Origin of the sequence: Prosthecodimorpha staleyi (assembly GCF_018729455.1) — a bacterium.
Lineage (GTDB): Bacteria > Pseudomonadota > Alphaproteobacteria > Rhizobiales > Ancalomicrobiaceae > Prosthecodimorpha > Prosthecodimorpha staleyi.
The window spans coordinates 223,014-236,753 of record NZ_JAHHZF010000005.1 but is presented as its reverse complement, the minus strand read 5'-3'; the positions used below and the strand labels follow the sequence as shown (position 1 = coordinate 236,753).

14 protein-coding genes are annotated in these 13,740 nt (G+C 66.4%); 9 read left to right on the top strand and 5 right to left on the bottom strand.

Annotation, left to right across the window (positions count from 1 at the left end; all coding sequences use genetic code 11):
• Positions 1–254: 254 nt before the first annotated feature.
• Positions 255–947 carry an SDR family oxidoreductase gene (locus KL771_RS11750; RefSeq protein WP_261968744.1) on the top strand — a complete coding sequence of 231 codons (693 nt, stop codon included), beginning with the start codon at positions 255–257 and terminating at the stop codon, positions 945–947.
• A 486-nt stretch (positions 948–1,433) separates the two neighbouring features.
• Here the strand turns inward: KL771_RS11750 and KL771_RS11745 are convergent, their stop codons facing one another.
• Positions 1,434–1,895, bottom strand: coding sequence for a MarR family winged helix-turn-helix transcriptional regulator (locus tag KL771_RS11745; protein ID WP_261968743.1), 462 nt, complete (start codon positions 1,893–1,895; stop codon positions 1,434–1,436).
• Positions 1,896–2,056: 161 nt separating this feature from the next.
• Between KL771_RS11745 and KL771_RS11740 the strand changes: the two genes are divergently transcribed.
• Both KL771_RS11740 and KL771_RS11735 read left to right on the top strand, forming a co-directional pair.
• Complete coding sequence (locus KL771_RS11740; protein ID WP_261968742.1) at positions 2,057–3,013, top strand: alpha/beta fold hydrolase; 957 nt, start codon at positions 2,057–2,059, stop codon at positions 3,011–3,013.
• A 31-nt stretch (positions 3,014–3,044) separates the two neighbouring features.
• Complete coding sequence (locus KL771_RS11735) at positions 3,045–4,262, top strand: ABC transporter substrate-binding protein (RefSeq protein WP_261968741.1); 1,218 nt, start codon at positions 3,045–3,047, stop codon at positions 4,260–4,262.
• Between the two features lie 124 nt (positions 4,263–4,386).
• On the opposite strand, the gene KL771_RS11730 is transcribed toward KL771_RS11735, so the two are convergent.
• Genes KL771_RS11730 through KL771_RS11720 form a run of 3 tightly spaced genes read right to left on the bottom strand, consistent with a single transcriptional unit; the run spans position 4,387 to position 6,378 of the window.
• Entirely contained in the window at positions 4,387–4,674 is a 288-nt protein-coding gene (locus KL771_RS11730; protein WP_261968740.1) for an acylphosphatase, read from the bottom strand.
• Between the two features lie 22 nt (positions 4,675–4,696).
• Positions 4,697–5,392 carry an HAD hydrolase-like protein gene (locus KL771_RS11725; protein WP_261968739.1) on the bottom strand — a complete coding sequence of 232 codons (696 nt, stop codon included), beginning with the start codon at positions 5,390–5,392 and terminating at the stop codon, positions 4,697–4,699.
• A gap of 2 nt (positions 5,393–5,394) precedes the next feature.
• Positions 5,395–6,378 (bottom strand): aldo/keto reductase, encoded by a 984-nt coding sequence (locus tag KL771_RS11720; RefSeq protein WP_261968738.1) that lies wholly within the window; start codon positions 6,376–6,378, stop codon positions 5,395–5,397.
• Between the two features lie 164 nt (positions 6,379–6,542).
• On the opposite strand from KL771_RS11720, the gene KL771_RS11715 reads away from it, so the two are divergent.
• Together KL771_RS11715 and KL771_RS11710 are read left to right on the top strand one after the other, a co-directional pair.
• The gene (locus KL771_RS11715) at positions 6,543–7,103 is read left to right on the top strand and encodes an ADP-ribosyltransferase (RefSeq protein WP_261968737.1); all 561 of its coding nucleotides are present in this window, start codon (positions 6,543–6,545) and stop codon (positions 7,101–7,103) included.
• A 295-nt stretch (positions 7,104–7,398) separates the two neighbouring features.
• On the top strand, positions 7,399–7,602 hold the full coding sequence (locus KL771_RS11710; RefSeq protein WP_261968736.1) for a hypothetical protein: 204 nt from the start codon (positions 7,399–7,401) through the stop codon (positions 7,600–7,602).
• Between the two features lies 1 nt (position 7,603).
• On the opposite strand, the gene KL771_RS11705 is transcribed toward KL771_RS11710, so the two are convergent.
• Complete coding sequence (locus KL771_RS11705; protein WP_261968735.1) at positions 7,604–9,121, bottom strand: alkaline phosphatase family protein; 1,518 nt, start codon at positions 9,119–9,121, stop codon at positions 7,604–7,606.
• 276 nt (positions 9,122–9,397) lie between these two features.
• Between KL771_RS11705 and KL771_RS11700 the strand changes: the two genes are divergently transcribed.
• The 4 genes from KL771_RS11700 (at position 9,398) to KL771_RS11685 (ending at position 13,675) form a co-directional block, all read left to right on the top strand.
• Positions 9,398–10,516 (top strand): extracellular solute-binding protein, encoded by a 1,119-nt coding sequence (locus KL771_RS11700; RefSeq protein WP_261968734.1) that lies wholly within the window; start codon positions 9,398–9,400, stop codon positions 10,514–10,516.
• 234 nt (positions 10,517–10,750) lie between these two features.
• Positions 10,751–11,839 (top strand): ABC transporter ATP-binding protein, encoded by a 1,089-nt coding sequence (locus KL771_RS11695; RefSeq protein WP_261968733.1) that lies wholly within the window; start codon positions 10,751–10,753, stop codon positions 11,837–11,839.
• Complete coding sequence (locus tag KL771_RS11690; RefSeq protein WP_261968732.1) at positions 11,832–12,872, top strand: ABC transporter permease; 1,041 nt, start codon at positions 11,832–11,834, stop codon at positions 12,870–12,872. Before KL771_RS11695 ends, KL771_RS11690 begins: the two co-directional genes overlap by 8 nt.
• Positions 12,869–13,675: an ABC transporter permease gene (locus tag KL771_RS11685; RefSeq protein WP_261968731.1), complete on the top strand. Its 807-nt coding sequence runs from the start codon at positions 12,869–12,871 to the stop codon at positions 13,673–13,675. Before KL771_RS11690 ends, KL771_RS11685 begins: the two co-directional genes overlap by 4 nt.
• Positions 13,676–13,740 lie beyond the last annotated feature (65 nt).

Genomic DNA, 13,740 nt, shown 5'->3' with positions numbered 1-13,740 from the left:
CACCGGGGCCATCCACCGACTACGGTGAGACTGCTGTGTCGTCGCGGCCACGCTTACGCGGCCGTCCATGTCCTGCCGACATGGTGCCTCGACGGCATAGGTAGCCGAGGGCGCTTTGCGCTATAAGTCCGATCCAAGGGCCGCGCCTTTTCGTCCGGATAGGCCGGAGGAGAGGGACGCGGTGCCGGTCAAGACGAGAGAAGCATGGGCGGCCCGACGGCCGTACCGGCTCGAAGGCGTGTCGGAGGCACGGCGTGGCTGAGGTCCTGATCACGGGAGCGAACCGAGGCATCGGTCTGGCGCTCGTCAGGAGTCTCGCCATGCGCGGAGACCGCATCCATGCGACCTGCCGCCGGCCGGGCGAGGCGGCCGATCTGAAGGCGCTCGCCGCAAGCCCGGGTTTCGCCGTCGAGGTGATCGGCATGGATGTCGCCGACCCGGCCTCGATTCGTGCCGCCGCGACGGCCCTGACCGGCCGGCCGATCGACATCCTGGTCAACAATGCCGGCGTGCTCGGCCCGGATCGCCAGTCCACCCTCGACATCGATTTCGACGCGTGGCTCCGGACCTTCGAGATCAACACCATCTCGCCGCTGCGGGTCGTGCAGGCCTTCCTGCCGAACCTGCGCCTGTCCGCCGCCGCCAAGATCCTGACCGTGTCCAGCCGGATGGGTTCGCTCGCCTACAACCGCTCCGACCGGATCGCCTACCGGACCTCGAAATCGGCGGTCAACAAGGTCATGCAGGGCCTCGCCACCGATCTGCGCGGGGAGGGGATCGCGGTTTCGGTGGTGCATCCCGGCTGGGTCGCGACCGACATGGGCGGCACCACCGCGGACCTGTCGCCGGATGTCAGCGCGGCGGGAATCGTCCGGGTCATCGACAAGATGCGCGCCAAGGACAGCCCACGCTTCTACAACTACGACGGCTCCGAACTGCCCTGGTGAGGCCACGGCCCACCAGAATCGTTGCTGCACTGCAGCATGAGCTAAGCGTCAATCTCTGTGGCACAAATCAGGCGGACCCTGGCTTCGCCGCCACGGTCTCGCCATGCGGCGCGGCGGCGCACAAACTTTTTTGCTTCGTTGCGGCCGCGCCACGCCTTAATGTCCTCCCATCGGAGAACGACTGCGGAGGCCACTCATGACCATGACCCGTAGCATGGAGTTCTTCATGATCTGCGCCGCGTTCGCATTTGTCGGCGCAGTTCTGGTTGGAGCGCTCTGAACGGAGCGTCCCGACGGCGGAGACGGGGCACCAGCGGCGGCGGTCCCGGACCCAACAAGAGCCGGTCAAGGCACCATCGGTTGGATGGAAGTGAATCAAGCAAATCGGCCGGTTCCGCCCCCTGGATCGGCCGATTTCGCTTTCTGCGGCCGGGTCCGTCCCGCACCGCGTCATCGGCCGCCGAGGCATCGAATGCCGTGCGCCGGCTACAGGTCGCCGGCCTCCGACCAGTCGGGCACATGCGCGGCCAGCTTGTCCAGGATGCGCTCGAAGCTGCGCCGTTCCGCCGCGGTCAGGCAGGCGAGCATCGCCTTCTCCCGCTCGCGCAGCATCGGAATGTAGCGCGCATAGAGCGCCCGGCCGGCCTCGGTCATGAACAGGAACTGCCGCCGGCGGTCGGTCGCATCCGCTTCGCGGCGCAACAGACCCTTCTTCTCCAGCGCCAGGATGCCGCGGCTGATATTGGCCTTGAGATGGCCGGAAAACTCGCAGATGTCGCTCGCCGTGACGCCCTCGCGATAGGTCAGCACGATCAGCGTCACGATTTCCGGACGCGTGATGCCGAACTCCGTCTCGATGCGCCGGAACGACGGCTCCCGGTAGAAGTTCAGCACGTAGCCGATCTTGTAGGCGATTGCGATCTCAGTGCCGCCGAGCACGCCGGCCATGCCGGGACTGCCCGGCGCTGGGTCGGCGGATGGGGAGTTGGTCTCATCTGCGATCGATAATAGTCTCATATGAGACATTACTCTTGCGGTTTCGGAACCCGCATCCTAGCATCCCGCCCGATCACAAGAAACGATCCGCAGAGATCGCAGGGGAGGGGATGATGGGCGACGCTCCAGAGGGGACGGCGGTCCCGGCGGCCGTCGGCGGCGCATATGCGCGGTGCTTCTATTCCGGCACCCGGCGCCACCCGGTCTATGTCGACCGCTTCAGTCCGCCGTCCGCGGCGCCCCGGCGCCTGCCGCTCGTGATGCTGCATGGCGGCGGCCATACGGGCACCTGTTGGATGGCGACGCCCGACGGCCGGGCCGGCTGGGCGCCGCTTTTCGCCGCCGGCGGCCGGGACGTGTTCGTGGCCGACTGGCCCGGCCACGGCCGCTCGCCCATGGCGGCCGATTTCGCCGCCCTGGGCACCGAGGACATCGCCCGCGCCCTGCTGGTCCTGCTCGAGGAGGTCGGCCCGGCGGTCCTGATGACCCATTCGGCCGCCGGCCCGATCGGCTGGTGGATGGCCGAGAAGCGGCCCGACCTGGTTGCCGCCATCGTCGGTATCGCGCCGGGGCCGCCGGCCAACCTCCTGCCCGATCTGCCCGGAGACCCGGCCGCCGTCCTGGCGCTCAAGGACGACGAGAGCGTCGGTTGTCCGGTCTACTCGCGCGAGGACCGGCCGGTCTGGTTCGACGAGGCCTTCGCGGCCGCCTACTGGGCGAATGCCCCGCGCTTCCCGCAGGCCGGATTTGCCGCCTATCTGCGCTCGATTGTCCCGGAGAGCGCGCGCGTTCTCAACGAACGCTTCAACATCGGCGGCTGCGGTTTGCGGATCGCCGATCCCGCCAACCTTGCCGGCCGGCCGATCCTGATCGTCACCGGCGATCACGACCGCCGCCATCCGCGATCCGTCGATGCGGCGACCGCTGCCTATCTCGGCGCCACGTTCCTGTGGCTGCCCGACCGCGGCATCACCGGCAACGGCCACATGATGATGATCGAGGACAATTCCGATGCGATCGTGCGGCTGATCGGCCAATGGCTGGACGGCCTGCCGGGCGATCGGGCCTGAACGACCAAGAAACACCATGGGAGGATATGTCATGAAGCCGGCACTATTTGCCGCGGGCCTGGCCGGCCTGCTGATGACGCCAGCCGCCGAAGCTCAGGTGAGTGGGGACGTGGTCAAGATCGGCGTGCTGACCGATATGAACGGCGTGACCGCCGACATCACCGGCAAGGGCTCGCTCGCCGCCGCCGAGATCGCGGTCGCCGAGTTCGGCGGCACGGTCCTCGGCAAGCGGATCGAGATCGTCTCGGCCGACCACCAGCACAAGGCCGATGTCGGCACCGGCATCGCCCGGCGCTGGTTCGATGTCGACGGCGTCGACGCGATCGCCGACGTGCCCAATTCGGGCGTCGCGCTCGCCGTCCAGGACCTGGCGCGCGAGAAGAAGCGCATCGTGCTCTATTCGGGAGCCGGCACCACGGCTCTGACCAACGACCGCTGTTCGCCCTACGGCTTCCACTGGACCTACGACACCTATGCGGTCTCGCACGGCACGGCCTCCGCCGTGGTCAAGGCCGGCGGCACGTCCTGGTTCTTCCTCGCCTCGGATTATGCCTTCGGCCACCAGCTGCAGGCCGACGCAACCGCCGTCGTCACGGCGGGCGGCGGATCGGTCAAGGGGGCGGTGCGTCACCCGCTCAACACAGCCGATTTCTCGTCCTATCTGCTGCAGGCGCAGGCGTCCGGCGCCAAGGTGGTCGGCCTCGCCAACGCCGGCAACGACACGGTCACGGCCATGAAGCAGGCCAACGATTTCGGCCTCGTCCAAGGCGGCCAGAGCCTGGCGGCGCTGATCCTGTTCCTGCAGGACATCCACGGCCTCGGCCTCGCCGCCGCGCAGGGCACCTATCTGACCACGGCCTCCTATTGGGATCTGAACGACGAGACCCGCGCCTGGTCGAAGGGCTTCATGGCGCGGACCGGCATGATGCCCTCGATGCTTCATGCCGGCGTCTACGGCGCGGTGCGGCACTATCTGAAGGCCGTCGCCAAGGCCGGCACCGACGATGCCGACAAGGTCGCGGCCGCGATGCGCGAGATCCCGGTCGACGATCTCTTCTCGCAGGATGCCCGCATCCGGCCGGATGGCCGGGTGACGCGGACCATGTATCTGGCCCGGGTCAAGGCGCCGGCGGCCTCGAAATATCCCTGGGACTACTTGGAGATCGTCCGCAAGATCCCGCCGGAGGAGACCGTCTGGCCGCTGTCCGACAGCAAGTGCCCGCTGGTCAAGGCGGCCGACAAGGGCTGAGGGCCGGGCCGCTCCGCCCGGATCGAACGGCGCGGCGGCGATCCGTCCGGAAGACGGGCGGTCGGCACGCCGCCCCGATGCCCGGGGCGACCTCAGATCGGTGCGGAATTGTAGGGTTCGCCCCTCAGACCGTCGGGCGGATCTCGAATTCCGCCGGAAGTCCTTCCGGTGCCGCGATCTCCTCGATCGCGACACCGGTCACCTCGGCGCTGCGCGGTCCACGCCGGAGCCGCTCGATCAATCCGGCGACCGCCGCGTCGGGTCCGGACAGGACGGCTTCGACCGTCCCTTCGCGCCGGTTGCGCACCCAGCCGGCCAAGCCTGCCGCGCCGGCATTGCGGCGGGTCCATTCGCGATAGCCGACGCCCTGTACCCGGCCCGACACCGTCGCCCGTATCGTCCGAACCGTCATCCCGCTCCCCCTCGCGCCGCCGTCAGAGGCCCGCCGCCGACCGGGCGAGCGCGACCCACGCCGCCGGCGTCGCCACGATCGCGGCGGCGCCGGCGGCGGTCAATTCCGCGCGGCCGCCATAGCCCCATTCGACCCCGATGGTCGGAATGCCGTGGGCGGCGGCGCCGAGGCAGTCGTGCTTGCGGTCGCCGACCATGGCGAGCCGGTCGGCGGACAGGCCCCGATCGGACAGGATATGGGCGATCAGCTCGGCCTTGTTGGCGCGCGAGCCGTCGAGTTGCGAGCCGTAGGCCGAGGCGAAGAAGCCGGCGAGCCCGAAATGCTCCAGGATCTCGATGGCGTGGGCTTCCAGCTTCGAGGTGGCGAGATGCAGCGTCAGCCCGGCCGCATTGAGCGCCGCGAGCGCCTCCGGGATGCCCGGATAAACGACGTTCTCGAACTTGCCGACCGCGCCGTAGCGCGCCCGATAGGCGGCGACGCCGGCCGTCACGGTCGCCTCGTCGGCATCCGGTGCGACGCGGCGGATATTCTCGAACAGCGGCGGGCCGATCGCCCATGAGAGATCGTCCGACGCCGGCACCGGCCGGCCGATCGCCGCGGCGGCCTCGCGCAGCGAGCGCGTGATGCCGTCGAACGGGTCGGTCAGCGTGCCGTCGAGATCGACCAGCAGGGCTTCGATACGGCGGCTTTCGAGGGAGAGCGGACCCGCAGCCGGCACGGTCACTGATGACCCTGCACGGGGCGCGGCGCGTAGGGCTCCTCCAGGGCCGCGATGGTCTCCGCGTCGAGCGTCACGTCGAGCGCGGCGACGGCGTCGTCGAGATGATAGGGCTTGGAGGCGCCGACGATCGGCGCGGTCAGGCCGTCGCGCGCCAGCACCCAGGCCAGCGCCAGAACGGTCGGCTTCAGGCCGAGCTTCGCGGCGGTCTCGTCGAGGCGGTCCTTGACCCGGTAGTCCTGCTCGGTGCCGAAATAGCCCTGCGCCAGCGTGTCGACCTTGGCGCGGGTCGAGGCCTCGCCGTCCTTCGGCCTGTTGCCGGCCAGGAAGCCGCGCGCGAGCGGCGACCACGGGATCAGCCCGATGCCCTCCTCCTGGCAGAAGGGGATCATCTCGCGCTCCTCTTCGCGATAGGCGAGGTTGTAGAAATTCTGCATCGAGACGAATTCGGCCCAGCCCTTGGCGCGCTGGGTCATGACCATGCGGGCGAACTGGCGCGCCCACATCGACGAGGCGCCGAGATAGAGCGCCTTGCCGGCCTTGACCACGTCGTTGAGCGCGTCGAGCGTTTCCTCGATCGGGGTCGCATAGTCGAAGCGGTGGATCTGGTAGAGGTCGACATAGTCGGTGCCGAGCCGCTTCAGGCTGGCGTCGATCCCCTCCATGATGTGCTTGCGCGACAGGCCCTTGCCGTTCGGCCGGTCGTTCATCGGCAGGCAGACCTTGGTGGCGATGACCACGTCCTCGCGCCTGGCATAGTCCTTCAGCGCCCGCCCGACGATGCGCTCGCTCTCGCCGCCGCTGTAATAGTCGGCGGTGTCGAACATGGTGATGCCGAGTTCCAGCGCCTTGACGATGAACGGACGCGCCTGCTCCTCGGTCAGGACCCAATTCCAGCCGCGCCAGGTCGGATCGCCATAGGTCATGCAGCCGAGACAGATGCGCGAGACTTCCAGGCCGGTCCGGCCGAGGCGGGTGTATTTCATCCGGGAATACTCCTGATCCGGCGGCACCATAGCGGGAGACCGATCGCCCGAAAACCGTCTTGGCGCCGTCGCATATCGGCTCCGCGATCTCGCATCATTCTTGTGAAAGCAAGTCGAAGTGGTAAATTGTTACAGTCTCCTACAAAGTTGATTCGTTCTGCTCAATGTTTCAGCATGCCTTCAATCGTCTCCTGGGCAGTGAGCGCTGCCAGGAATTACTCGATCGGCCGGATATCAAGGATGGTATCGGTGACTTGTCGACGTGGGAACGGCTCGCCATTTACGTCTATACGACGACGGAGGGCTACCATCTCGAAATCAACCGCGCGCTGCGATCCGGTCGCTGCCCTGGCCATATTCAAATCGTCGCCAATTGCTTGTCATCCGCATTGAGCAAGCTGCCGCCCTATTCGGGGGTTACCTATCGCGGCATGAATATGCGGTTGGAAGAGCGACGGCAGCTGTTTGCGCGACCTGAAGTTACGCTTTATGGCTTCACGAGTACGACCACAACCTTGGCGGCCATCGATGGCTTCAAGGGCAACACGCAACTCATTGTTTACGGTTTATCCGGCAGACTGATTGAATATTACACTTCCATGCCCGGAGAGAACGAGGTTCTCTTTGCGCCTGGTGCTAGATTTCGCGTTGAGCGCGCAATCTACGAGGAAGATGGCGACGGCGCATTGTTTGAGTTGAGGGAATTGGTCGGCCATGTCGATTAGATCCGGTCGAGAGACAAGGAGTGAAGCAGCCCGACTTGGTCAACCTGTTGGGAGGTCGTCGTCTTCAGTGGACAAAAGCTCCTCTAAGGCGCAGCTTCAAAGCAGTCTTCTTCACTACAGGCGGAAGATTTCTGCGATTCTCCATGACGGCCGTCTCGAAGCCTATGATCCGCGGCTTGCAGCAGAGCTGCGCGCAGCGGTAAAGAAGAGTACGATTACACCCAACTTTTTGTTGAAGATTCGCCCTCTGCTCCGTCTCGCGTCTCAGAGGTTGCGTGGACCCGGAGCGACAGAGATGCTGAAATCTCGCACGCGAGAGCAAACTACGACGCATGAAGAACGAGGCCAGCCGTCGGAGGCCGTTCGCGATCTTGCAAGGCGGTTTTTCGCACAACGCCGCAGTGACAAGAACAAGACGCCAACGGCCCTGCAGAAGCGAATGATTGATGAGGGGCCGGTCTTTACGCCGCCCCTCAAGCCCTCGCAATCCAAGCGCTGACCTATCCCGCCCGTCCGTCGACCGGTCCGGCGTCCGTCAGTTCGATGCCGCTCAGGCGGCGGTCGAGGTGGCGGGCGCGCCAGGCCAGCATGCGTTCGGCATAGGCGATGCGGACCGTCTGGTAGGCCGGATCCTCGGCCAGATTGACCAGCTCGGCCGGGTCGGCGGCGATGTCGAACAGAAGCGGCGGCAAGCCGGCGAAGTGGACATATTTGAAGCGCTCGTCGCGGATCACCGCCAGGGCGCAGTCGTCGAAGCCGATGCCGAGATGCTTCGACGGGCGTCGGTCGGCGCCGTCGCGGAAATCGAACTCCCAATGCACCTCGCGACGGGGGTCGGCGGGAGCGCCGCCGTCGAGATAGGCGGTCAGCGGGCGGCCGTCGAGATGGTTCGGGACCGCGCCGCCGAGGAGGTCGACGATGGTCGGCATCAGGTCGACCGCCTCGGTGAAGTCCTCGACCACGCGGCCGGCGCTAGCGCGGCGGCCCGGATCGCGGATGATCAGCGGCACCGCATAGCTCTGGTCGTAGAAGCCGAGCTTGCCCCACAGGTGATGGTCGCCGAGCTGTTCGGCGTGGTCGGAGGTGACGATGAAGAGCGTGTCGTCCCACTGGCCGGCCTTCTCCAGGATCGACCGGATGCGGCCGATCTGGGCATCGACCTCGCTGACCATGCCCCAATAGGTCGCGCGCACCTGGCGGGCGTCGGCCTCCGAGCCGTCGGTGGTCGGACCCGGCGGGCCGTAGATGCGCTCGTGCTTGCGCAGGGCCTCCTGGGCGTAGCGCAGATAGGGATGCTTCTGCGCCTCGACCTCGAAATGGGCGGCGCGGGCGAAGGCGGGTCCGGAGGCCGGATCGTACATCGAGCAGTAGGGCTCGGGCACCACGAAGGGCGGATGCGGCATCAGGAAGGAGAGATGGCAGAACCACGGCGCGCGCTGTTCTGAGACCCAGCGCTCGAACTCGCCGACCAGAAAGGCGGTCTGCGTCTCGTCGGCACCGTAGCGCGGCGGCTTTCCCCACAGGGCCGGTTCGCCGTCGGCGGGCATGTAGACATTCTGCCAGGAACCCGGAACGTCGACGCCGCGGGCGGCGAGCCAGGACAGCCAGGGGCCGGGATATTCGGGCAGAAAGGTCCGGACCGTCATGCCCGGCAGGATGCCTTCGTAGGTCTTGAGCCAGGGATCCTCGGGCACGGTCGAGCGCGGGTCGAGGCCGGTATCGGTATAGCCGAACAGCGTCGGGTCGTAGCCGAGCCCGCGCACCGCCTGGGCGAGGGTCAGGTGCCGGGCGTCGAGCGGCGTGCCGTTGCGCACCACCCGGTTGGTCATCTGGTAGAGGCCGGTATAGAGGCAGGCCCGCGCCGGGGCGCAGGGCGCGGCCTGCGTGAAGTGGCGAGCGAAGCGGACGCCCTCGGCGGCCAGGCGGTCGATGTTCGGCGTCCGGACGACCGGATGGCCTGCCGCGCCGACGCAATCGGCACGCCACTGGTCGGCCGTGATGAAGACGACATTGCGCATCGGTGTCACTTGTCCTCGGTTTGCGCGGATTGCTCCGTGCGATCGCTTGCCCAGCATCGGGACTCGATCCTATCGTCGTTCCGGTGTCATCGGCATTTCAGCGTCGACCACTAGAGCATCCTCCGATCGGGCAGAATCACCCGATCGCGTTTTGGATGCTCCGGAACCAAAGAGAGAGCGCCCGCTTCCGTCCATCCGGACGCAAGGGCGCTTGCGGGGAGGAGCACTCGGGCGGTCGCCCAAGCGATCGGACCGGGAAGGCCTTGGAGGACTATCATGATCAACCGTCGTTCCCTGCTCAAGACCGGGGCTGCCGCCGTGGCTTTGCCGGCCATCCTGCGCGCGCACGATGCGCTCGCCACGTCCGGCTCGGTCAACGTCTTCGCCTGGGGTGACTATTTCGACAAGAACACCATCCTGGCGGATTTCGAGAAGAAGACCGGCATCAAGGTCAATCTCTCGACCTTCGGATCGAACGAAGAGGCCGAGAACAAGCTGCGTGCCGCCGGCGCCAAGGGCTTCGACATCGTGACGCCTTCGGTCGATACCGGTCCGAACTACTACAAGGACAATCTGCTCGCCGAGATCGACGAAAAGAAGTTCAACGTCGCGGCGGTGGTGCCGTCGATCTACCGCAACTCGATCACGCTCGGCGCGACCAATCGCGGCAAGCGCTATCTGGTGCCGTTCGACTGGGGTACCGAAGCGATCACCTATGACAGCTCGATCCTCGCGAAGAAGTCCGGCGAACTCTCCTACGGCGACCTCTGGGCCGACGGCCTCGACAAGAAGGTGGCGCTGCGCCAGAAGTCGATCTTCACCTCGATCGCGATCTATCTGGACGCCACTGGCCAGCTGAAGACCAACCGCGCCCTGGACATGTACAAGTCCGAGGACGATTCGCGCCGGATCTTCGAGGCGTGCCTGAAGTTCGCGGTTTCCAAGAAGAAGAATTTCGGCGCCTACTGGAACAATGCGACCGAGGCGACGGCCGCCTTCACCGACGCCGGCTGCGTGATCGGCCAGACCTGGGATACGACCGGCATCCTCCTGAACCGGAAGACCAACAAGAAGTGGAAGTACGGCATGCCCAAGGAGGGTGGCCTCGCCTGGACCGACACCATCGCTATGCCGGCCGGCGCCGCCAATGTCGATCAGGCCTATGCTTTCATGAACTACATCTTCACGCCCGAGACCGGCGGCGTCTTCGCCAACACCACCGGCTACAATTCCTGCGCGGTCGGGGCCGAGAAGTATCTGAGCGACGAGGCCAAGGCGGCTTTCGAGATGGCCTATGCGCCGGGCACCATCGACAATCTCTGGTGGTGGCCGATCATGACGCCGTTCTTCAGCAAGCTGCGCGGCGAGTATGTCGAGAAGCTCACCAACGCCTGACCGGGCCGGGGGCTGACGGTGCCGGACGGCCTGGGTCGGATTCGCGTCCGACCCGGGTCTCCGTTCCCGAGGAGGGGGCGGAGGGCCGGCAGTGTCCGGCCCGTCTTTCGTCAGGGCTCGGAATTCAAGACGATCGGCCATCGGGTCTCCGCGCGCGGGCATGGCGCGGGTCGGGTACGATCGACGGTTTCAGCCGGATCGGGCGGTGCGCCCACCGGGGCGCTCGGGGGGCTCATGGCAACGCATGGCAGGGACGTTCACCTCAAGGCCGTGTCGGTCACCTTCGACACCTTCACGGCCGTGGCGCCGAACCACCTGGAGGTCAAGGCCGGCGAATTCTTCTCGATTCTCGGTCCTTCGGGCTGCGGCAAGACCACGCTGCTGCGCGTGATCTCCGGCTTCCTGTCGCCGACGGCGGGCCGCGTCCTGATCGGCGGCACCGACATGACGGATCTCGGCCCCAACGAGCGGCCGACCGCGCTGATCTTCCAGAATCTGGCGCTGTTCCCGCTGATGACGGTCGCCGAGAATGTCGCCTTCGGGCTCGAGGCGCGCGGTGTCGGCCGCAAGGAGCGGCGGCGGCGGGCGGACGAACTGCTCGATCTGGTCGCGCTGTCCGGCATGGGCGACCGCATGCCGGGGCAATTGTCCGGCGGCCAGCGCCAGCGCGTCGCGGTGGCCCGGGCCCTGGCGGTCGAGCCCGCCGTGCTGCTGCTCGACGAGCCGCTCTCGGCGCTCGACCTGAAGCTGCGCCAGCACATGCGGGCGGAATTGAAGACGATCCAGCGCCGCACGGGCGTCACCTTCATTTACATCACCCACGACCAATCCGAGGCGCTCGCCATGTCGGATCGGATCGCGGTGATGAATGCCGGCCGGATCGAACAGGTCGACACCCCCGACCGGCTCTATGCGCTTCCGGCGACGCCCTTCGTGGCCGGCTTCGTCGGCGAGCAGAACAGCTATCGCGGCCGGGTCGCCGAGACGGCGGACGGCTATGCGGCGGTCGACACGCCGATCGGCCGGATTCGGGGACGCGCCGCCCAGCCGGTTTCGGTCGGCGCCGCAGCCATCGCGATGGTCCGGCCCGAGCGGGTCGGCCTGGTCGGCGACCGCGAGACCGCCAACCGCTTCGAGGCGCATCTGACCAACCGCGTGCTGGAAGGGCCCGTCGTCACCCACGAATTCGCCATGGACGGCGGCACCATGGTGGCGCAGGCGCCCAATCTCGGCATCCGTTCGCACTGGCTCGCCTCGGTCCATGCCATCGGCTTCGATGCCGACGACGCGGTCGTGTTCCCGGCGGAGGCGTCCGATGCGTAAGCTCGTCGACGCCTACGGCGCCGGGATCACAACGATCCTCCTCCTCCTGGTGGCGATCTGGACCCTCGGCATGGTGATCGCCCCGCAGGCGACCATGCTCGACCAGTCATTGTGGTCGCTCGAACGCGGCACCGTCGACCTGACCGTCGAGATCGACCGCACCTATAACGAATTGTCCACCGCCAAATACGACTACGAGCACAGCAAGGACGCCGAGGCGCGCCTGGCACTCGATGTCAAGATCCAGGGGCTTACCCAGAAGATCGCCGAACTGGAGCTGAAAGAGAAGCAGCCCGACAAGGTCTACGGCCTTCAGAACTATACGCGGATGACCGACATCCATCTGCAGATCTTCATGAAGACTATCTTCTATGCCGTGATGGTCACGCTGCTGGCGCTGGTCGTGTGCTATCCGGTCGCCTATATGGCGGCGCTCGCCTCGTCGGGCCTGCGCGCGACGCTGCTGCTGCTGGCCCTGGTCATTCCCTACGCGCTGAATGAGCTTCTGCGCATCTATGCCTGGCTGATGATCCTCGACTACCAGGGCGTCATCAACGGCGTCCTGGAGTGGTTCGGCATCACCGACCTGGCGGCCCGGCGCTGGATTCCGTTCCTGGAAAGCCCGGCGGCGGTGTTCATGGCGATGGTCTATACCTACGTCCTGTTCATGGTCTTCCCGATCTACAACACGCTGGAAACGCTCGATCGCAACCAGATCGAGGCGGCACGCGACCTCGGCGCCTCGGTACCGCGCATCCATGCCCGCGTGATCATCCCGCATGCCAAGCCCGGGATCGCGGTCGGCTGCATCATGACCTTCATGCTGTCGGCCGGCTCCTATTCGGTGCCGCAGATCATGACGCGCGGGCAAGGCGGCGACTGGTTCAGCCAACTCGTCTACCGGCAGTTCTTCGAAGCCAACAACTGGAACATCGGCGCGGCCTACGCCTTCTCGCTGCTGGCCGCCTGCATGGTCTTCGTGTTCCTGGTCATGACCGTGTTCGGCATCCGGCTGAAGGATATCGCGCGATGACCCGGTCCGAAGGACGCGCCGCCCGCATCGTGCTCGATGTCTATATCGGGCTGTTCCTGGTCTATCTGTTCGCCCCGCTGGTGGTGATGTCGGTGGCGGCCTTCAATGCCTATCCGTATCCGTCGGTGACCCAGTGGCGCGGCTTCACGCTCGACTGGTTTCCGGCGCTGTTCCGCGACGAACGCCTGATGCGCGGGCTGTTCAACTCGATCGTGATCGCGCTCGGCGTGATCGCGCTGTCGATCCCGTTCGGCCTGGCCGGAGCTTTGGTGCTGCACCGGCTGCAGTCGCGCGCCGGCGGGCTGCTCTATGCCATCATGGTCTCGCCGGTGCTGATGCCGGGACTGATCATCGGGCTCTCGACGCTGATCTTCTGGCGCCATTTCAGCGTGCCGGGCGGGCTGTTCCTGGCCATGGTCGCCCAGGCGAGCTTCATCGCCTCCTACTGCATGCTGATGTTCCTGGCCCGGCTCGAACGCTTCGATCTGACGCTGGAGGAGGCGGCGCTCGACCTCGGCGCATCCAAGGTCATGGTGATGCGGCGGATCCTGTTTCCCTACCTGCGCCCGACGGCGATCACCGCCTCGGCCATCGCCTTTCTGCAGTCCTTCGAGAACTACAACACCACCGTTTTCTCGATCGGCGGCGACTGGACGCTGGTGACCGAGGTCGGCTCGCGCCTGCGCTTCGGCCTGTCGCCGGTGGTCAATGTCGTCGGCGTGGTTTTCGTGGTGCTGACCGTCGCCGTCGCGACCCTCTATGTGCTGCTCAGCCGGCGCCACATGGCTTCGACGTCACGCTGAAAACCGGCCCGGTTCGTATCCGAACAGGACAGGCTCGACATCCGAAGGACGGGGTTTTCAGGCCG